At 64.3% G+C, this 18,337-nt stretch carries 18 protein-coding genes and 1 pseudogene; 4 read left to right on the forward strand and 15 right to left on the reverse strand.

The window, feature by feature from the left end; translation table 11 throughout:
* A pseudogene (locus tag IVB32_RS18615) lies at positions 1-660 on the reverse strand (alpha/beta hydrolase); the annotation flags it as partial.
* 850 nt (positions 661-1,510) lie between these two features.
* Here IVB32_RS18615 and IVB32_RS18620 point away from each other — a divergent pair.
* Together IVB32_RS18620 and IVB32_RS18625 are read left to right on the forward strand one after the other, a co-directional pair.
* The gene (locus tag IVB32_RS18620) at positions 1,511-2,575 is read left to right on the forward strand and encodes a 2-dehydropantoate 2-reductase (RefSeq protein WP_247337727.1); all 1,065 of its coding nucleotides are present in this window, start codon (positions 1,511-1,513) and stop codon (positions 2,573-2,575) included.
* A 275-nt stretch (positions 2,576-2,850) separates the two neighbouring features.
* The gene (locus IVB32_RS18625) at positions 2,851-4,353 is read left to right on the forward strand and encodes an ATP-binding protein (RefSeq protein WP_247366660.1); all 1,503 of its coding nucleotides are present in this window, start codon (positions 2,851-2,853) and stop codon (positions 4,351-4,353) included.
* A gap of 13 nt (positions 4,354-4,366) precedes the next feature.
* Here the strand turns inward: IVB32_RS18625 and IVB32_RS18630 are convergent, their stop codons facing one another.
* The 9 genes from IVB32_RS18630 to IVB32_RS18670 form a co-directional block, all read right to left on the reverse strand.
* Positions 4,367-5,398 (reverse strand): HoxN/HupN/NixA family nickel/cobalt transporter, encoded by a 1,032-nt coding sequence (locus IVB32_RS18630; protein WP_247366714.1) that lies wholly within the window; start codon positions 5,396-5,398, stop codon positions 4,367-4,369.
* A gap of 284 nt (positions 5,399-5,682) precedes the next feature.
* Complete coding sequence (locus tag IVB32_RS18635) at positions 5,683-6,423, reverse strand: ABC transporter ATP-binding protein (RefSeq protein WP_085357560.1); 741 nt, start codon at positions 6,421-6,423, stop codon at positions 5,683-5,685.
* Complete coding sequence (locus tag IVB32_RS18640) at positions 6,420-7,262, reverse strand: ABC transporter ATP-binding protein (RefSeq protein ID WP_247366663.1); 843 nt, start codon at positions 7,260-7,262, stop codon at positions 6,420-6,422. The genes IVB32_RS18635 and IVB32_RS18640 overlap by 4 nt, the downstream gene beginning before the upstream one ends.
* Complete coding sequence (locus IVB32_RS18645; protein ID WP_247337725.1) at positions 7,262-9,085, reverse strand: ABC transporter permease; 1,824 nt, start codon at positions 9,083-9,085, stop codon at positions 7,262-7,264. Before IVB32_RS18645 ends, IVB32_RS18640 begins: the two co-directional genes overlap by 1 nt.
* A gap of 13 nt (positions 9,086-9,098) precedes the next feature.
* Positions 9,099-10,256 (reverse strand): ABC transporter substrate-binding protein, encoded by a 1,158-nt coding sequence (locus IVB32_RS18650; protein WP_026232631.1) that lies wholly within the window; start codon positions 10,254-10,256, stop codon positions 9,099-9,101.
* 60 nt (positions 10,257-10,316) lie between these two features.
* Positions 10,317-10,901 carry an alkylhydroperoxidase domain protein gene (locus IVB32_RS18655; protein ID WP_085348494.1) on the reverse strand — a complete coding sequence of 195 codons (585 nt, stop codon included), beginning with the start codon at positions 10,899-10,901 and terminating at the stop codon, positions 10,317-10,319.
* A 12-nt stretch (positions 10,902-10,913) separates the two neighbouring features.
* Entirely contained in the window at positions 10,914-11,540 is a 627-nt protein-coding gene (locus IVB32_RS18660; RefSeq protein WP_204513992.1) for a CMD domain protein, read from the reverse strand.
* A 28-nt stretch (positions 11,541-11,568) separates the two neighbouring features.
* Positions 11,569-12,603, reverse strand: a complete 1,035-nt coding sequence (locus IVB32_RS18665; RefSeq protein ID WP_204512174.1) for a putative FMN-dependent luciferase-like monooxygenase — start codon at positions 12,601-12,603, stop codon at positions 11,569-11,571.
* Positions 12,604-12,739: 136 nt separating this feature from the next.
* On the reverse strand, positions 12,740-13,534 hold the full coding sequence (locus IVB32_RS18670; RefSeq protein ID WP_247337724.1) for a MetQ/NlpA family ABC transporter substrate-binding protein: 795 nt from the start codon (positions 13,532-13,534) through the stop codon (positions 12,740-12,742).
* A 390-nt stretch (positions 13,535-13,924) separates the two neighbouring features.
* Here IVB32_RS18670 and IVB32_RS18675 point away from each other — a divergent pair, with 390 nt between their 5' ends.
* Entirely contained in the window at positions 13,925-15,712 is a 1,788-nt protein-coding gene (locus IVB32_RS18675; RefSeq protein ID WP_247337723.1) for a peptide ABC transporter substrate-binding protein, read from the forward strand.
* A gap of 45 nt (positions 15,713-15,757) precedes the next feature.
* Here the strand turns inward: IVB32_RS18675 and IVB32_RS18680 are convergent, their stop codons facing one another.
* From IVB32_RS18680 to IVB32_RS18695, 4 genes are all read right to left on the reverse strand, one after another.
* On the reverse strand, positions 15,758-15,943 hold the full coding sequence (locus IVB32_RS18680; RefSeq protein ID WP_018453934.1) for a hypothetical protein: 186 nt from the start codon (positions 15,941-15,943) through the stop codon (positions 15,758-15,760).
* Between the two features lie 122 nt (positions 15,944-16,065).
* Positions 16,066-16,278, reverse strand: coding sequence for a hypothetical protein (locus tag IVB32_RS18685; RefSeq protein WP_143273036.1), 213 nt, complete (start codon positions 16,276-16,278; stop codon positions 16,066-16,068).
* Complete coding sequence (locus IVB32_RS18690; protein ID WP_143273038.1) at positions 16,278-16,460, reverse strand: hypothetical protein; 183 nt, start codon at positions 16,458-16,460, stop codon at positions 16,278-16,280. Before IVB32_RS18690 ends, IVB32_RS18685 begins: the two co-directional genes overlap by 1 nt.
* Before the next feature lie 120 nt (positions 16,461-16,580).
* Positions 16,581-16,775 (reverse strand): hypothetical protein, encoded by a 195-nt coding sequence (locus IVB32_RS18695; protein WP_007614011.1) that lies wholly within the window; start codon positions 16,773-16,775, stop codon positions 16,581-16,583.
* A gap of 86 nt (positions 16,776-16,861) precedes the next feature.
* Between IVB32_RS18695 and IVB32_RS18700 the strand changes: the two genes are divergently transcribed.
* A complete protein-coding gene (locus IVB32_RS18700; RefSeq protein WP_018453931.1) occupies positions 16,862-17,377 on the forward strand; it encodes a ferritin-like domain-containing protein in 516 nt (171 codons plus the stop codon).
* Positions 17,378-17,468: 91 nt separating this feature from the next.
* Here the strand turns inward: IVB32_RS18700 and IVB32_RS18705 are convergent, their stop codons facing one another.
* Positions 17,469-18,326 (reverse strand): SDR family oxidoreductase, encoded by an 858-nt coding sequence (locus tag IVB32_RS18705; protein WP_018453930.1) that lies wholly within the window; start codon positions 18,324-18,326, stop codon positions 17,469-17,471.
* Positions 18,327-18,337: the final 11 nt, after the last annotated feature.

The raw sequence follows: 18,337 nt of genomic DNA on the forward strand, positions 1-18,337 counted from the left end.
GCCGTAGACCGCGATCTGCTGCGAATCGACGTCCGGACGAGCTTCCAGGTAATCCAGCCAGCATTGAAGAATATGCGCCGGCTTGAAGGGGCTACGACCGGATGAATCGCCGGCATCAACGAGCAGGAGTGACACGTTCCGTCGCCCTGAAGCCGGCAACAGCCTGCTCATCATCGAGCCGAGGGTGATGTCCTCGTCGCTGACGCAGATAACCGCGGGTGCGAAAGACCGATCGGGGAACGCCGGCAGAAAGTAGCCCGCAAGCGAGCCTTGATCAAAGCAGTCGATCTCCACACGCTCGATCGCCGAACCGGCGTCCTCCTCGAAGCCCCGGAGGCAGAGTCTGACCTTGTCTACGAGGTCGGTACCCCCGGGATCTCCGGGCCAAGACAGGTTCCTCGCGACTTCAAGGGCCGTCAGCGAGCACAGCCACGCTTCCCGCACGATCTGAGCTGAACTGGTTACGCGCGCCGATTCGGCGAATATCCGGTACTCGCCTGAGATCCTCAACCACTCCGAAATCCACCGATGCCTGTGCGCCTCGCGCACGAGTTCCCCGACGGACAAGCTTTCAAAAAAATGGGACGCACGTTTTCGCAAGCACGCCAGGCTTCGACCGGCGCCGTCGCACGTGCCGTGAGGCCAATGATCATCTTCCATGTCCGTCCCCGAACGGCGCGTCGGCGGTTGCTTGGACTCGGCGCAGCGCTGTCAGCGCAACGCCCTGCATGTCTGCTCGATGCGATGGCACGCGTGCGTGATCGCGCTTGCGTCTGCCGTCCCGATGATCGTTCCGTTTTCCCTTCGCGGGCGGGGGCACTGGACCGGACGGACTACAGTCCGAACGAACCGGTCGCAAAACAAGTCGCACGCCGACTCCAACTCAATCGTCACGTCTCAGCTCCGTTGCTGATACACAGTTTAGGCCCGCACCACTCTGCCATTTTTTGCTGTCCCGCGTTTGCAGTTTTTTGTTGCGGTGGACGACTAAAATTGGAGCTCATTTAACGAGGGAGAAGGCATCGCCTGTGTCGGCTTCCATCATGATTCCTCATGACGCTGATCCGGCGCGCCACCAATCACGCCAGCGATAAAAATGCGGCGGGTTACCGCCTGATCGATGCCGACGGCCTTCGCCAAAGGACTTTCCGCTAGTCAATGTCGCAGGAAAACCGGCGCGACAAAATCCTCGAAGTCGCTCATCCGCACCCGGCGCGCGAGACGTGACGAGGTATGATCGCGTTCTGGGAGAGCTTGGGCGATCGAGATGTGCAACATTTCTTACTTCGGTAAGCCAGTTATTTGAGCAACTCAACGACCCTGCACAACCGCCGCCGGTTTGGCGTCGTCTTGCTTTCGGCGTCAAGCAACACGGCGGGCCGCCCGCTGATCCGCGCCTTGTATCCATTATCCCAGTTGCCATCCTCACGCACTTTGCCTTACATGCCCGCCAAACTCGCCCGCGGATGACGGCCGGGCTCAAAAATCACAATTGTCAAAGGGACGAGACATGGCGCGTAACATCCTGATTCTTGGGGCTTCCTACGGCTCCCTGCTGGGCACGAAGCTGCTGATGGCGGGGCACAACGTGACCCTGGTCTGCCGCACCAAGACCGCGGAGCTGATCAACCGCGAGGGGACCGAGGTGCGCATCAAGTTGCGTGACGAGGCTGTTCACCGCGCCATCTTCTCGCGCGACCTGCCCGGCAAGCTCGACGCCGTGACGCCGGCCAATGTGGACTTGTCGCGTTACGACATGGTCGGCCTTGCGATGCAGGAGCCGCAATACACCAACCACACGGTGCGCGTTCTCATGGTCAGGATCGCCGCGGCGAAGCTGCCGTGCCTGTCCATCATGAACATGCCGCCGCTGCCCTATCTGAAGCGGATCCCCTCGCTCGCGGACATGGATCTTGAGGAGGCCTACACCAATGCGCAGGTGTGGGAGCGCTTCGAGCCCGGGCTGGTGACGCTGTGCTCGCCCGACCCGCAGGCGTTCCGTCCGCCGGAAGAGGCTGCGAACGTGCTGCACGTCGGCCTGCCCACGAATTTCAAGGCCTCCGTGTTCGGCGACGAGAAGCACAACAAGGTGCTGCGCGAGCTCGAAGCCGACATCGACGCGGTGACCCTCGACGGCCACGACGTGCCGGTGAAGCTGAAGGTGTTCGATTCCCTGTTCGTGCCGCTGGCGAAATGGTCGATGCTGCTGACCGGCAACTACCGCTGCATCACGCCGCACGAGCCGCAGTCGATCCGCGACGCCGTGCACGGCGATCTCGCGCGTTCGCAGACGATCTATGAGCATGTCGACGCCATCGCCCGGCGTCTCGGCGCCGATCCGCAGGACCAGGTGCCGTTCGCGAAATACGCCAAGGCTGCCGAGAGCCTGCTGAAGCCGTCATCGGCCGCGCGCGCGGTGGCCGGCGGCGCACCCTTCATCGAGCGCGTCGACCTGCTGGTCAAGCTGATCTCGCATCAGCTCGGCGCGCCCAATGCAGAGATCGACCGCACGGTCGAGACCGTGGACCTGAAGCTCAACGAGAAGATCGTGCAGGGCGGATCGGGCGCGCTGTAACGGGCCGCGATCCCCTTTGCCCCGCACCCATCATTGGCTGGGCGCATGCCAAGCGCACGGTGCAATGGCGGTTTCGCACATCAAGGGGGGAACTCGCGCAAGTGATACCCCAGGACGCCGGTCCGCAAGCGCCCTATCGGCCCGCACTTCTACGGCAATCGAATCGCGCCTGAAATCCGCCGTGGGCAACAACGCATGATTTACGCCATGGTGCTCGACGCGCCACGGCCGGATTGATAAGCCCCTGTCCGCGAATGATGGGACTTGAGTCGGGCATGACGGTTGCGATCGAGATGGGGCAGACCACGGCGGGCGCCGCGGCGGCCATGGACCTCGAGGAACTGCTGGCGACCCGCCTCCTGGTGCAAGGCAATTCGGGTTCCGGAAAATCACATCTGCTGCGGCGGCTGCTGGAGCAGAGCGCACCCTGGGTGCAGCAGGCGATCATCGATCCCGAAGGCGATTTCGTCTCCCTGGCGGAGCATTTCGGCCATCTCGTGATCGAGGCCGAGGATCACACCGAACGCGGCCTTCAGGTTGCCGGCGAGCGCGCGCGGCTGCATCGCGTCTCCACCGTGCTCAACCTCGAAGGGCTCGACGCCGAGAACCAGATGCGCCGCGCCGCGGCCTTCCTCGGCGGGCTGTTCGACGTGGACCGCGACCATTGGTACCCGATGCTGGTGGTCGTCGACGAGGCGCAGCTGTTTGCGCCTGCGGTCGCGGGCGAAGTCTCTGACGAAGCGCGAAAGCTTTCGCTCGGCGCCATGACCAATCTGATGTGCCGTGGCCGCAAGCGCGGGCTTGCCGGGATCATCGCGACCCAGCGGCTGGCGAAGCTCGCCAAGAACGTCGCGGCGGAAGCGTCCAACTTCCTGATGGGCCGCACCTTCCTCGACATCGACATGGCGCGCGCCGCCGACCTGCTCGGCATGGAGCGGCGGCAGGCCGAATCGTTTCGCGATCTCGAACGCGGACAATTCATGGCGCTCGGCCCCGCGCTGTCACGCCGGCCGCTGCGTTTGAACATCGGCGCGACCGAAACCCAGCCGCGCAATTCCACGCCGCGGCTGATGCCGATGCCCGAAGCCGCACTCGAAAATATGCGCGCCGTGATCCTGGCCGCGCCGCCGCCCGATGCCAGCCGGCCGCAGCGCCGGCCCGCGCCCGATCTGCTCGAGCAGCTCCGCGCCGCGAAGGCTGCCGCACCGGAGCTCGGCCCCGAAATAATCGAGGTCCCGATTAGTGCCGAAGAGCTTGCCGAACGGCGCGAACGCGTGGATCGGACCCTTCGTGCCGTGCTCGCCGCGCCCGACGCCGGTTTCCGCGCGGTCGGCGTGCTGTACCAGGAGTTCGTGGTTCGCTGCCGCATCGAGGGACTCGGCTCGGCGGTGCCCGACCTCACCGAATTCCGCCGCATGCTGACACGCGCACGCGCCGGGCTCGGCGCCGAGCATGCCGAGGACGACGCCTGGCAGGACGTGTCGCTGCGCGCCTCGATCCTGCCCGACGACATGCAAGGCGTGTTCATGATGATCGCGCGCGCGGCGAAAGAAGGCTGGCCCTGCCCCGGCGACGCCGCGATCGCCCGCGCCTACGGCTCGCATTCGCTGCGCCGGGCTCAGCGCCTGCTCGGCTACATGGAAGAGCAGGGCCTGATCGTCTGCCAGCTCGACGGCGCCGGCCGCAGGTTCGTGACGCTGGTGGAATTGGCGTGGGCCACCGCGCCGGGCGATCCCAATGCCGACGACCTGCCGGCGGAGAGCGCAGCTTCGGCTTGAGCCCACGATTGACTCACGCTGTCTCGGTAGCATCGGCGCCCACCAGCACATCGGGCGTGCGCCGCCGCTCGAGCGCGAATAGCCTGCGATAGAGCATGACCGAAACCAGCCATGCAATCGCGAATAGCGCGACCACGGCGAAGCCGACGTTCGCGAGTGAATCGTTGAGGCCGTCGACCAGCGTCCACACACCGCCAGACAGGCCGAGCCGATCCCCGATCAGGCCAAGCGCCTCAATGCCGCCGATCAACAGCGCCACCGCGACCGAGGCACCGGTGATCGTGAGGTTGTACCAGAGCTTCCGTAAGGGATCGACGAAGGCCCAACGATAAGCGCTAACCATCAGCGCGGAATCGGCGGTATCGACCAGCGCCATGCCTGATGCGAACAGCGCGGGAAAGACCATGACGTCGGCCAGCGATGCACCAAGCGCGTATTCGCTGGCGGAGATGCTGAGCAGGCCGATCTCGGTGGCGGTGTCGAAGCCGAGGCCGAACAGGAAGCCGAGCGGGTACATATGCGCCGGCGTGGTCACCAGGCGGAACATCGGGCCGAGCAGCCGCGCCAGCAATCCGCGGCTGGCGAGCAGCGCATCAAGCTGCGCGGCGTCGTGAATGCCTTGCGCGCGCGCGATCCGGAACGTCCGCCACAGGCCGGCGAAGATGACCAGGTTGATGGCCGCGATCACCAGCAGGAACAGCGCCGACACCGACGTGCCGATGAAGCCGCCGACGTCCTTGAGCAGGCTGTCGCCGCCAAGGCTCACCAAGCCCAGCGCGAGCAGCATGGTCGCGACCACAACCACGGTGGAATGACCAAGCGCGAAATAGAGACCAACGCTGCGCGGCGCATCGCCGGCCTGCATCAGCTTGCGCACGACGTTGTCGATGGCCGCGATGTGGTCGGCATCGACGGCGTGGCGCAGGCCGAACACCCAGGCAAGCAGCGCGGTCGCCATCACCGTCGGCCGGTCACCGAACGCCGCGAACGCCCAAGCCCACGCCCCGATGTTGGCCGCGATCAACCCGCCGAACAGCAGCATCATTCCGGGGTCGACCGCCCGCAAAGATAATTTCGTCACGCCAATCATTCCGTCCGCTGCACGACCCATCGCACGAGCGGTATGATCTTTTCATAAGGTGGTCATACTGACCAGTGCAATCCCGGAGGGGCGGCACGGTTCTGCAGCAGTGCTTGCGGCGTCCTTCGGGACGCCCGCTGCGCGGGCTCCTTTAGGATGAGGTCTTGCTTCGCCGCGAGGTTGCCAGACCCTCATGGTGAGGCGCCCGCCGAGGGCGGGCGTCTCGAACCATGCAGGCCGAGATGGCGCTACGCCGCCTCGGAGCCGCCGAGATAGGCATCGCGGATGCGGGGATCGTCCTTCAGCGCGCGGGCGGAGCCGGAGAGAACGATCTTGCCGGTCTGGAGCACATAGGCCTCGTGCGCGATCTCGAGCGCGAGGCTGGCGTTCTGCTCGACCATGAAGACCGAGACGCCCTCCTGGTTGATGGTGCGGATCAGCTCCAGCACGCGGTCGACGTAAAGCGGCGACAGGCCCATGGTCGGCTCGTCCATCACGATCATCCGGGGACGGCTCATCAGCGCCCGCGCCATCGCGACCATCTGCTGCTCGCCGCCCGAGAGCGAGCCGGCGCGCTGCGACAGCCGTTGGCCGAGCTTCGGGAACAGCGTGAGCATCTTGTCGAGATCCTGCGCGATCGCCTCGCGGTCGTCGCGCACGAAGGCGCCCATCAAAATGTTCTCGCGGACGCTCATGTCGGCGAACAGCCGCCGTGCCTCCGGCACCGAGGCGATGCCGCGGCGGACGATCTGCGGCGTGGTAAGTCCCAGTAGCGAAGTGCCGTCGAACGTCACGTCGCCCGAGCGCGGCTTCACGAGGCCTAGAATGATCTTCATCGTGGTCGATTTGCCGCTGGCATTGCCGCCGAGCAGGCAGACGATGTGGCCGCGCGGAACTGATATCGACAGGTCGAAATGCACCTGGGCCTGACCATAGAAGGTATTGACGTCGGTGATCGCGAGCAGCGCATCGGGAGGCGGGTTCGTCATGCCGCGCTCTCCTGCTTCGTCGTCAGGCCGTGGCCGAGATAGGCCTCGATCACCTTGGGATCACCGCGCACCGCTTCGCCCGGGCCTTCCGCGATTTTCTTGCCCTCGTCCATGACGATGACGCGATCGGAGAGGCGCATCACCATTTCGAGCTTGTGCTCGATCAGCACGATCGTCAGCCCTTCGGCTTTCAGCTCGGCGACGAGCCCCTGCATCTCCGTGGTCTCGGTCGGATTCATGCCGGCGGTCGGCTCGTCCAGCAGCAGCAGGCGCGGCTTCAAGGCGAGCGCGCGCGCGATCTCGACGCGGCGGCGGTTGGCGTAAGAGAGGCTGTAGGCCGGCTGATCGATACGCGGCAGCAACCGCTCGCCGAAGCGCGCGAGAATGACCTTCACCTCCTCGCGCAGCCGCTCTTCCTCCGCCTTGACGCTGGCGGGGCGCAGCAGCGCCAGACCCAATTCCAGCAGCGGGCCGATCACCGGCACTGCCGGTTTCACCGCGCGCAAGCGCGTATGCGCACCGATCAGGACGTTGTCCATCACGCTGAGATTGCCGAAGGCGCGGCCGAGCTGGAACGTCCGCGCGATGCCTCCGGCCGCCAGCCGTTCCGGCGAGAAACCTGTGATGTCCTGACCTTCGAAGCGAACCGTCCCGGCGTCCGGAAGGTCAAGCCCGGTCACGAGATTGAACAGCGTTGTCTTGCCCGCCCCGTTCGGGCCGATGATGCTGATCAGCTCGCCTTTGGCGAGATCGAGATCGATGGCGTCGACGGCGGTGAGGCCGCCGAAGCGCCGCGTCAGCCCGCGCAGGGACAGCATCGCCGTGTGTGCGTCCATCATCACACCGTCCCCAAAAGGCCCTGCGGCCTGAACCGCACCAGCAGCAGCAGCACGATGCCGTAGATCAGGATGCGATACTCCGCCGCGATGCGGAACACTTCCGGCAGGCCGACCAGCGCGACCGCCCCGAGAATCGCCCCGACGACATTGCCGAGACCGCCGAGGATGACGACGGTCAGCGCCAGGATGGATTGCTGCGTGTTGAAGGTCTCGTGGTTGATATAGGAATAGAGATGCGCGGCGATGCCGCCGCTGACCCCCGCGGCAAAGCCGCCGAAGATGAAGGCCAGCGATTTGTAGCGATTCAGGCTGAGGCCATAGGCCCGCGCGGCGATGTCGTCGTCGCGGATGGCGCGAAAGCTGCGGCCGAGATGCGAGCCGAGCAGGCGTCCCTGCAGCAGCGCCAGCACGACCATCACGATGAAGCTGAACCAGTAGATCGAAATCGGGCTGACCAGCTCATAGCCAAACAGCGACAGCGGCGGGATGCCGGAGATGCCGATCGGCCCGCGCGTGACGCTCTCCCAATTCAGGATCACCAGCGAGACGATCTCGCCGATCGCGAGCGTCGCGATTGACACATAATGTCCGCGCAGCCGGAACGACGGCGAGATCAGCGCCGTGCCCAGCGCAGCACTCATCAGGCCGCCGCCGATGATGGCAAGGCCGACCGGGACAGCGAACGTGAGCGACAGCAGCGCGGAGGTGTAGGCGCCGATCGCGAGCAGCGCGGCGTGTCCCAGCGAGACCTGACCAATCGTGCCTGCAACCAGGGTGAGGCTCAGCGCGAGCATGCCGAGCAGCCAGGCGTTGATCAGGGTCTGGAGCACGTAGAACGACACGGGCAACAGCGGCAGGATCGCGAAGACGATGGCAGCGATCAGCAGAGCCCAGCGCGGAATCCGGACCGGGCGGCTCGGCGCGATGAAAGTGCCGGTGAGCGGCTCGGGCGGCGCCTGCCGTGCGCTGGCGAACAGACCGTTCGGGCGCAGCACGAGCACCACGACCAGCAGCAGGAACGCGAACAGGTTGCGGTAGCTGGTGCCGAACACGGCAACGCCGTAGCTCTCCACCAATCCCAGCAGCAGGCTGCCGATCACCGCACCCGGCACATTGCCGGCACCGCCGACGACTTCGGCGACGACGCCCTTGAGCGTCGCCTGCAGGCTCATCGCGGTGTCGATCTGGTTATAGTACATACCGACCAGCAGGCCGGAGACGCCGCCGAGCGCAGCCGCAATGCCGAACACGGCCTGATTGACGCGGTTGACGTCGACGCCCATCTGCATCGCGGCGTCGCGGTCCTGCGCGGTGGCACGCACGGCCCAGCCGAGCTTGCTGTAGCGCAGGAACACGAACAGCAGCAACGCGCTGGTGAGGCCGACACCGGCGATGAGCAGATCGAGCGGGCCGATCGTGCCGCCGCCGATCTGGAAGCGGACATCCGGCAACTGGCTCGGCAATGCGCGCGGATTGGGCGAAAAAGTCAGCATCACGAGCTGATCGAGCACGAAGCTGATGCCGATGGTCGCCAGCAGCGGTGCGATGCGCACCGAGTTCTGCAGCGGGCGCAGGCCGAACCGCTCGATGATCAAGCCGACCAGCGCCGCCGCCACCGCGACCAGGATGATGGTGAGCGGCAGTGGCGTATGCAGCTGCACCACCGCGACCCAGCCGATATAGGCGCCGACGAGGTAGATCGATCCTTGCGCAAAGTTGATCAGCCGGCTGACGCCGAAGATCAGCGCGAGCCCGACCGCAACGAGGGCGTAGACGTTACCGACGATCAGCCCGTTGATCGTGTAGTCGAGCCAGGAAGACACGCAGGAGATCCCCTCAGGTCGGCTTGCCGTCCCAGAGGGCGAACTGGCCCTTGCGCACGACGAGCTCCGCATTCATGGCGCCCTTGACGCGCCGGCTCTCGACGTCGAACGTCGCTTTGCCGAAGATCACGCTCGAGACGTCCTTCACTTTCGTGAAGGCATCGCGGATCGCGCGCCGGTCGGCGCCGCCGATCCTCACCACGGCGGCCGCCATGTTCATCGCGTCATAGGCGTAGGCGTTGAACGCGTCGGGCTCCACCCCGTTGTATTTCTTCTTGAAGCCGGCGATGAACGTCTGCACCTCGGGGCGCGGGTCTTCCGGGAAGTAGCGCGTGCCGACATGAACATCCTCGACGGCCTCGCCGCCGAGCTCCAGGAATTTCGGCGAGTAGACCGAGCTCGCGGCGCAGATCACCTGCTTCAGCCCAACCTGGCGCGCCTGGCGCGCGATCAGCGCACCGTCGGAATAATAGGAGATCAGGATCAGCCCGTCAGGATTGGCGTCGCGGACACGCACCAGCGTGGAGCGGAAGTCGCGCTCCTCCGCGATGTAGCCTTCGGTGACGGCGATTTCGGCGCCGTGCTCCTTCGCGGCCTTAACGAAATAGTCGCGGCTGGTACGGCCCCAATCGGTGTTGAGGTGCAGCACGGCGAGCTTCTTCAGGCCGAGGCGCTTGACGGCATAGGCCGCCAGCAGCGGCTGCTCGTCAGCCTGGCTGACCGAGGTGCTCCACATGAAGTCGCCGCCCTTGGTGAAATCGGGATGCGAATTTGTGAATCCGAACTGCACCAGCCCGCCGCGCTGATAGATCGGCGAGGCCGCCATCGAGGCGGGGCTGGAGAAGTCGCCGAGCTCCATGACAATCCTGGGATCGGAGACGAATTTCTGGGCGATCGCCACCGACTGGCGCGGGTCGCTCTGGCTGTCCTCGAAATTATAGGCGAGCTTGCGGCCGTTGATGCCGCCCGCTGCCTCGATCTCGTCGAGCGCGAGATCGAAGCCCTGCTTCCACTGCGTGCCATATTGTGCGTTCGGCCCGGTCAACGGACCACTGACGCCCAGCAAAATCGGTTCGGACGATTGCGCAAGCGCGGCGCGCGAGAAGGCTGCCCCCGCCATCAGGGCGGCAAGCGAGCCCTTGACCAGGGTACGACGATCGATGTTGCTCATGGACGGCTCCATCCTGTCAGGCGTTGAAACAACTAGCAATTTCCATGCCGGTGAGATTGGCTATTTCGAGGGCTCGCCAAGCGACAGCATCAGCCGGTTCGCCCAGTTGAAGAACGACGCGCCGTTGATGACGTCGACGATCTCGGCATCGTCGAGACCGGCGCGGCGCAGCTCATCGATATTGTCGGGGCTGAACGCGATCGGCGTCGCAGCCAACGCCACCGAGGCCTTGACGACCGCATTCCAGCGCTCGCCGAGATCGGCGCCGACGCCCTCGTCGAGCAGGCGCTGCACATCGTCGCGGCGCTTGGAATAAGTGCTGGCGAAACGCGCATGCACGGAGGCGCAGTAGATGCAGCCGTTGTAGCGCGAGGTCGCAGCCGCCGCGAGCTCGCGCTCGGCGCGCGGCAGGCCGTCGGCGACGTTGTAGAAGATGTCCTTGTCCGTCTTGGTGCGGGCTTCCAGCACCTCGGGGTCGCGCACCAGCAGGCGGAAATACTCGGACTTGGAACGGGAGCGATCGACGAGGCCCGCGAAATGCCGCTCGGTCAGCTCGGCTTCGAGCAGCGGGTCGATCCAGGACACCCAGCCCAGTTCGTCCTGGGTGAAGACGACGGGCGGATTGGCATTGTTTGCAGCGCTCATGATGCAGCCTCCTTACGCGCCGGCCGCGGCGTTCGTGGTGCGCCCGAGCGAGGCACCGAGCACGCGCAGTCCGGTGACGACGCGCACCTGGAACGACAGGAACGCAACGAGCTGAGAGAACGTGACGATTCCGGTGTTCGACCAACCGGCGGCGAGCAGAGCCTTCATGTCGGCGGCGGCCGCATCGCGCGGGCGGAACACCAGCAGATGCGCATGTTCGAACGCCGCAGCGAGCCGGTCCCCGAGATCGGGCTTGCGCTCCGCGCTGACGCGGTAGATCAAGCCGGCCTTGTTTTCGACAGACAGGGGGCCGGTTGGAAAGGCACCGTAGGGGCCCGAGGTCTCGCCCCGCGCGATTTCGACATCGACAGCTTCGACCAGGCGCGCGCCATCGGCGGTCGCAGCTAACTTCGCCCGATAGAAGCCGGCCATCGTGGGCTCGCGGTGAAGCCCGATCACGAAGAGCGCGACCGCGGCGCGCTCCACCAGCGAGACATCGCCGGCGTCGATCGGCTCGAACAGCGAGAGATAGCTCTTCTGCGCATTGTCGCGCGCCTGGATGCGCTTGGCCCGAATGCCGTCCAGAGCCGAACCCGGTTCGATCCCGGCGAGCGTGTCGATGATATCTTTCGTAGCCATCATTCAGCCTCTTGCAACCTCATTCCGACTAACCCGCCAGCGCCACGTCGGGCGCCGTCCGCGCCCAGCCCAGCGCCGGCGCGACCTTCTCCGCCACCAGCTCGATCGAGCGCAGGATATGGGGATGCGGGGCATCGACCGAATGCGCCTGGAAGACGAGATCGGTCACCCGCTCCAGCGTGGCGTCGGCGCGGAGCGAAGCGATGACGTCGTCGGCCGCGCCGACATGGGTGTCGAACGCCGCGATCATCTCCTCGAGCGTTTCGCCTGGCTTGGCGTGGCCGCCCTTGAGGAATTGCGGGAGCGCGCGCCGCAGGCCGATATCGGCAAGACGCATCGCCTCAGTCCGGTCGTCGGCAACGAAGACGGTGCGCGAGGCCATGATGCGGGGCTCCCGTCCCGGCGGCAGCGCCTCGAGATAGGCATCGATCACCGGATTCTGAATCTCGGCGAGCGTTGCCTTCGGCGCCTCCTTGGTTCGAGGCTGGGTGCGCGACAGCAACAGGCCATCGCCTGCCTTGCCGGCACGCGCGCCGCCCGCGACAGAGAACGTCGCCTGCCAGATCCTGTCGTCCAATTGCGGCCGCTGCGGATAGAGCGTGTCACCACCTTCGAGCGGCTTGCCGACCAACGCGGTGCGGACGACGTCCAGATTGCGCGCAAAGATCTCGTTGCGCTGGGCGCTGTCGAGGCCGAAGGCGGCAAAGGCCGAGGGATTGCCGCCGGTGCCGACACCCAGCTCGAAGCGACCGTTGCAGAGCAGATCGAGCACCGCGGCATCCTCCGCCACCCGCACCGCGTTCTCCAGCGGCAAGGTGACGATGCCGGTGCCGAGCCTGATGCGCGAGGTCTGGGCTGCGACATAACCGAGGAAGGTGAAGGGGGACGGCAGGCCGCCCTCGCGCTCGTGGAAATGGTGCTGCGCGATCCACGCGGAATCGAGGCCCGCCGTCTCGGCGCGCACGATCTGCTCGGCCGCGAAGCGATATCGGTCGGCCGGCGGGGCCTCGTCGAGAAGCCGTGTAAAAAACCCCAGGCGTTTCAGGTTTGCTAAGCGTTTCATACGACCCCTGTCGGACGAGGATAGGTCCCGATGATGTCGGTTGCCGCAGCTCCAGACAAGCGGGCATTGCGCAGGGCTAGTACGCAAGCCCGCCCGCCGGGATCGCCCTGAGCTGAACTTTGGCTGGGCAGACTGCCTACCAGCTCGGCAGAACCGCGCCCTTGAACTTGGTCAGGATGAACTCCTTGACCTCCGCCGTGTGATAGCTGTCCACCAGGATCTTGACCCAGGGCTTGTCCTTGTCGACCATGCGAACGGCGATGAGATTGACGTAGGGACCCTTCGGGTCCTCGCGCAGGATCGGATCCTTGACGGGATCGAGGCCAGCCTGGGTTGCATAATTGGTGTTGATCGCGGCGGCGTCGACGTCGTCGAGCGCGCGCGGCGCCTGCGCCGCGTCGACCTCGATGAACTTCAGCTTCTTGGGATTCTCGGTGATATCGAGCACCGTCGGCTTGAAACCCGTGCCGTCCTTCAGCTTGATCGCGCCCTTGTCGCGCAGCAGCAGCAACACGCGGCCGCCATTGGTCGGATCGTTCGGGATCGAGACCTTGCCGCCCTCGGGGATATCGGCGAAGGCCTTGTGCTTCTTGGAATAGACGCCGATCGGGAAATTCACGGTCAGGCCGACGGCTTCGATCTTGTAGCCACGGTCCGCCTTCTGATTGTCCAAATATGGTTGGTTCTGGAACGAATTGGCCTGGATCTCGCCGGCATCGAGCGCGGCGTTCGGCACGACGTAGTCGGAGAATTCGATGAGCTGGATGTCGAGACCCTGCTTGGCGGCGATCGGCTTCACCGCCTCGAAGATCTGGGCGTGCGGCCCCGGCGTCACGCCGATCTTGATGGTCTCGCCTGAAGCGGCGGCCGACCAGGCGGCGAGCACGGTCGCAAGGATCAGGGTGGAACAGAACGACATCTTGGTCTCCATGACTCGGCAATGATTGGAACCGTATTCGCTTCTCCGCGGCGCGAAATCAATGAAATGTAAATCCATATTGACCGATTGACGCGGACCACGCTTCTCCGTTCGACGGCATGTGGGGAACGAATGCATCTGCGCAAGCGTGAGACGCGTCACGACAAAACCCACGGATCGTTGCCCGTAGCCCGATGGAGCGATGCGCAATCCGGGGCGCCGCCAGCGCGGCTGGACTTATCCTGGTTGCGCTCGGCTCCATCCGGGCGTCAGACCTCTCCCCGCACATTCGTCATTTCGCCGCAGGGTTTTCTGACCTTGGTGGCATTGCCGCCTCGCCCATGATCAAACATGATGGGCCTTGGCCGGTGACGACTTGTCCTTGAAGTGGGGGATCATCCGATGAACGAGAACGAAATCCGCAAGTCCATCACTGAGGTGCAGCAGGGCACCTTGTCGCGACGCTCGTTCATGCAGACGATGGCTGCGATCGGGATCGCGGCGCCTGTCGCGAGCCAGATCCTGGTCTGGAACGACGTGGCGATGGCGGACGCCACCCTGCCCTACAAGCCGACCAAGGCCGGCGGCGGCGGCCCACTCAAGATCCTGCTCTGGCAGGCCCCTACACTGCTCAATCCGCATTTCGCGCTCGGGACCAAGGACCAGATCGCCTCGCGCGTCTTCTTCGAGCCGCTCGCCGGCTGGGACAAGGACGGCAACCTCGTCCCCTGCCTCGCGGCCGAGGCTCCGTCCAAGCAGAACGGCGGCCTTTCGCCGGACGGCCTGAGCGTGACCTGGAAACTGAAGCAGGGCGTGAGATGGCATGACGGCAAGCCCTTCACCGCCGACGACGTCGTGTTCACCTGGCAATACGCCTCGGATCTCGCCACGGCGGCGTACACTACGGGGTCTTACAAAGACATCACGGTCGAGAAGATCGACGACCACACCGTCAAGGTGCTGTTCAAGGCGCCGACGCCGTTCTGGGCCGATCCCTTCGTCGGCTCGGTCGGTCCGATCCTGCCGAAACATCATTTCGGCGACTATGTCGGCGCGAAGTCGCGCGAAGCGCCCGGCAATCTGAAGCCGGTCGGCACTGGTCCCTACAAATTCGTCGAGTTCAAGCCGGGTGACCTGATCCGGGCCGAACGCAATCCCGACTATCACGTCAAGAACCAGCCGCATTTCGACACGCTCGAGATCAAGGGCGGTGGCGATGCGGTGTCCGCGGCGCGCGCCGTGCTGCAGACCGGCGAATACGACTATGCCTGGAACATGCAGGTGGAGGAGGAGGTCCTCAAACGCATGGAGGCCAGCGGCAAGGGCAAGCTCGACGTCACGCCATCAGGCAACGTCGAATTCATCATCCTCAACACGACGGACCCCTGGACCGAGGTGGACGGCGAGCGCTCAAGCCCCAAGACCAAGCACCCGACGCTGTCCGATCCCGCCGTTCGCCGCGCGATCAATCTGCTGATCGACCGCGAGTCGATTCAGAAATTCATTTACGGGCGCGGCGGCGTCGCCACCGCGAGCTTCGTCAACGCGCCCAAACAGTTCAAGTCGCCGAAGCTGAAATACGAGTTCGACGTCGACAAGGCGAACAAGATCCTCGACGAGGCCGGCTGGGCCAAGGCCGCGGACGGCATCCGCGAGAAAGACGGCAAGAAGCTCAAATTCGTCTTCCAGACCTCGACCAATGCGCCGCGTCAGAAGACGCAGGCCATCATCAAGCAGGCCTGCCAGAAGGCCGGGATCGAGATCGAAATCAAGGCGGTCACGGCATCGGTGTTCTTCTCGTCCGACGTCGGCAACCCCGACACCTACTCCAAGTTCTATGCCGACATGGAGATGTACAACACCACGCAGCCGCAGCCCGACCCGGAGCGCTTCCTGAACCAGTGCGTCTCCTGGGAGATCTCCAACAAGGAAAACAAATGGCTCGGCCGCAACGTCTCGCGCTGGTCCGATCCCGAGGCCGACAAGGCCTACAAGTCTGCGCAGAACGAGCTTGATCCGGTCAAGCGGGCCGCGCTGCTGATCAAGGTCGACGAAGCTTTTTGCGAGGCCAACGTGTTCCTGCCGCTTCTATCCCGCAACATCGTCAACGCAGGCGTCAACAACCTCATGGTCGACATGTCGGGATGGGACGTCACGACCTGGAATCTGGCGAGTTGGTATCGCAGCTGACGCCGGAGAGGCTGAACGCAAACTCCGCCTCGGCAGACCACCAGCTCAATCCCTGCCGGCGAATTGACGGTCGAGGTTTGACGCCGCGTCGGCGCTTCTGAGCCGTTTCATCAGCTCATCCCGCTCCTTGCCGTCGGGCAACGCCTCGGCCTTTTCACGGATGGTCCTGGTGAACTCCGCAAGCCGTTCTTGCAGAGTGGTGGTTTGCTGAACGCGACGCCGCCTGAGCACGATCGGGTCTCCATCTCATGGCACCATGCGGTGCCTTTCCGGATTGCCGATGATAAGTGCGAGCGCAGCCATGTCTGTATCAAATGATATAGTTCACGCCATTTGGTGCCGACACCCTGTGTTCACATGTGAACAGTGGGAGCCACCTTCACCTGCCGCTCCGGAACGAAAATGGCGGCTGTTACATTGACGCGGCGAGACAGCACGGACGCGCCATGGGCAAGATATTGATCAGCACCGCCGTCGTAAGCCTGGCGCTCATCATTGCCTTCGCGGTCTATGTCATCACTCTCTGAATTGCCAAGTAGAAGCGAATGATGGTGCGGCTCGGACATCAACCGCGCGCACAGCAATCGACCAACAGGTCCCAGATCCGCTGCGCCTCGCGCGATGCGCTGCTTTCCGGCCCCTTCTCCGGGTTGGACTGCGAATAGTCCGCCACCGGACGTTCCTCGCGAGGCACGATCCATCGCTGGGAGATCGGGTCGTACCATTTTCCGATCATCATTTCAGTCACGCCGATCGACTCACCGATTTGATCCTGGGCGAGCTACGGCTCACGGGCTTCGTCAATCCCATTCACCGCGCCTCGCCCATTTTACAAATCGGCTTCTGACACAATCGTTCCTGCCGCGGCTCAGCCAGGCCGTGCCGGATGAAGCGTACGGGGATGCCGCTCGTGCAGCAGTCGCGCGAGCTCTTCCCGCTCCGCAGGACGCCCCTTCATGGCGGTCTCGAACAGCGCTTCCTGGATGTCGCGAGGCATGTCACCCCACACGTCCATGGCCGCTCGTCCGAGCAAGCCCGCAAGATGATCCGCACCATCGCTCATTCGGCTCTCCTGATCTGATCACGGGAATGGAACAGCTAGGGCTGTGCAGCGTTCCAGTTCCATCATTGTCAAAGGAGACGTCGTTTATGGGATTCTTCACCAAGGACATCAAATCGATGGAAGACCTGCTGCTGCACGGCCTGCAGGATATCTATTACGCGGAACAGCAGATCCTCAAGGCTCTGCCGAAGATGATCGAGAAGGCGACAAACAGGGACCTTGCCGCCGGCTTGAAAGCCCATCTGGAGGAGACCAACAAGCAGGTCGACAGGCTCGGCAAGGCATTCGCGAAGCTCGGCAAGGAGCCCAGCGGGACACACTGTCCCGCCATCGACGGCCTCATCAAGGAGGCCGATGAGACCGCGGGCGAAATCGAGGACAAGGCCGTGCTCGATGCCGCGATCGTGGCCAACGCACAGGCCGTCGAGCATTATGAGATGTGCCGCTACGGCACGCTGATCGCATGGGCGGAGGAACTCGGGCACGACGACATCGTGCGCTTCCTCACGACGAACCTGAACGAAGAGAAGGCCGCCAACACCAAGCTGAACACCGTGGCGCTTCGCAAGGGCGTCAATGCCAAGGCGTCCAGCGCGGCTTGATCGAGACCTGCTGGTCAAGGCGTGCTGGTGAAGACGTACTAGACGTGGCGGCCCCACCCGCGGGGCTGCCACGTTCTCGTTGCAGGTTCGGTCAGATGAACGGCTTGCCGCCGGTGACCGCCAGGGTCGCTCCCGACGTGTAGCTCGAGAGTGGATCGGCGAGCATGACATAGGCGGTCGCAAGTTCGGCCGGTTGGCCGGCCCGTTGCATCGGCACTTGCTTGCCGAAGTTCTTGACTTTGTCCTCCGGCATCGTCGACGGAATCAGCGGCGTCCAGATCGGACCCGGAGCGACCGCATTGACCCGAATGCCCTTTGCCGCCAGCATCTGCGCAAGGCCGCCGGTAAAGTTCTGAATGGCGCCCTTGGTCGTGGCATAGGCCAGCAGGGTTGGATTCGGCATGTCGGAGTTCACCGACGCGGTGTTGATGATCGCCGCTCCCGGGCGCATGTGGGGGACCGCAGCCTTGGTGAGATAGAACATGGCGTGAATGTTGGTCTCGAACGTCCGCTGCCATTCCTCATCGCTGATCTCAGCGATCTCCTTGAACGTGTCCTGATGCGCCGCGTTGTTGACGAGGATGTCTATTGCGCCGAACGCCTCGACGGTGCGCTGGATGATCGCGCGACAATGATCGGGATTGCGGATGTCGCCGGGGATCAGGACGACCTTGCGTCCCTCGCGCTCCACCAGCGTCTTGACCTCAGCGGCATCCTCGTCCTCGTTCAAATAGGCGATGACGATGTCGGCACCTTCCCGGGCATAGGCGATCGCGACCGCGCGGCCGATGCCACTGTCGCCACCGGTGATGATTGCCTTCTTTCCGGACAGTCGCCCGGAGCCCTTGTAACTCTCTTCGCCGTGATCCGGTCGTGGATTCATCGCGCGGGTCGAACCGGGCATCGATTGCTGCTGGGACGGATAAGGCGGCTTTGGATATTCGGTCATGGAGTGGCTCC

Origin of the sequence: Bradyrhizobium sp. 23, from assembly GCF_023073295.1 — a bacterium.
GTDB classification, from domain to species: domain Bacteria; phylum Pseudomonadota; class Alphaproteobacteria; order Rhizobiales; family Xanthobacteraceae; genus Bradyrhizobium; species Bradyrhizobium canariense_D.

What these genes read in the sequence shown, in the direction of transcription:
- IVB32_RS18620 (WP_247337727.1), top strand. Translation starts at nt 1,511, where the DNA reads ATGGCGCGTAACATCCTGATTCTTGGGGCTTCCTACGGCTCCCTGCTG.
- IVB32_RS18625 (WP_247366660.1), top strand. Translation starts at nt 2,851, where the DNA reads ATGACGGTTGCGATCGAGATGGGGCAGACCACGGCGGGCGCCGCGGCG.
- IVB32_RS18630 (WP_247366714.1), bottom strand. Translation starts at nt 5,398, where the DNA reads ATGATGCTGCTGTTCGGCGGGTTGATCGCGGCCAACATCGGGGCGTGG.
- IVB32_RS18635 (WP_085357560.1), bottom strand. Translation starts at nt 6,423, where the DNA reads ATGACGAACCCGCCTCCCGATGCGCTGCTCGCGATCACCGACGTCAAT.
- IVB32_RS18640 (WP_247366663.1), bottom strand. Translation starts at nt 7,262, where the DNA reads ATGATGGACGCACACACGGCGATGCTGTCCCTGCGCGGGCTGACGCGG.
- IVB32_RS18650 (WP_026232631.1), bottom strand. Translation starts at nt 10,256, where the DNA reads ATGAGCAACATCGATCGTCGTACCCTGGTCAAGGGCTCGCTTGCCGCC.
- IVB32_RS18655 (WP_085348494.1), bottom strand. Translation starts at nt 10,901, where the DNA reads ATGAGCGCTGCAAACAATGCCAATCCGCCCGTCGTCTTCACCCAGGAC.
- IVB32_RS18660 (WP_204513992.1), bottom strand. Translation starts at nt 11,540, where the DNA reads ATGGCTACGAAAGATATCATCGACACGCTCGCCGGGATCGAACCGGGT.
- IVB32_RS18665 (WP_204512174.1), bottom strand. Translation starts at nt 12,603, where the DNA reads ATGAAACGCTTAGCAAACCTGAAACGCCTGGGGTTTTTTACACGGCTT.
- IVB32_RS18670 (WP_247337724.1), bottom strand. Translation starts at nt 13,534, where the DNA reads ATGGAGACCAAGATGTCGTTCTGTTCCACCCTGATCCTTGCGACCGTG.
- IVB32_RS18675 (WP_247337723.1), top strand. Translation starts at nt 13,925, where the DNA reads ATGAACGAGAACGAAATCCGCAAGTCCATCACTGAGGTGCAGCAGGGC.
- IVB32_RS18685 (WP_143273036.1), bottom strand. Translation starts at nt 16,278, where the DNA reads ATGTCCGAGCCGCACCATCATTCGCTTCTACTTGGCAATTCAGAGAGT.
- IVB32_RS18695 (WP_007614011.1), bottom strand. Translation starts at nt 16,775, where the DNA reads ATGAGCGATGGTGCGGATCATCTTGCGGGCTTGCTCGGACGAGCGGCC.
- IVB32_RS18700 (WP_018453931.1), top strand. Translation starts at nt 16,862, where the DNA reads ATGGGATTCTTCACCAAGGACATCAAATCGATGGAAGACCTGCTGCTG.
- IVB32_RS18705 (WP_018453930.1), bottom strand. Translation starts at nt 18,326, where the DNA reads ATGACCGAATATCCAAAGCCGCCTTATCCGTCCCAGCAGCAATCGATG.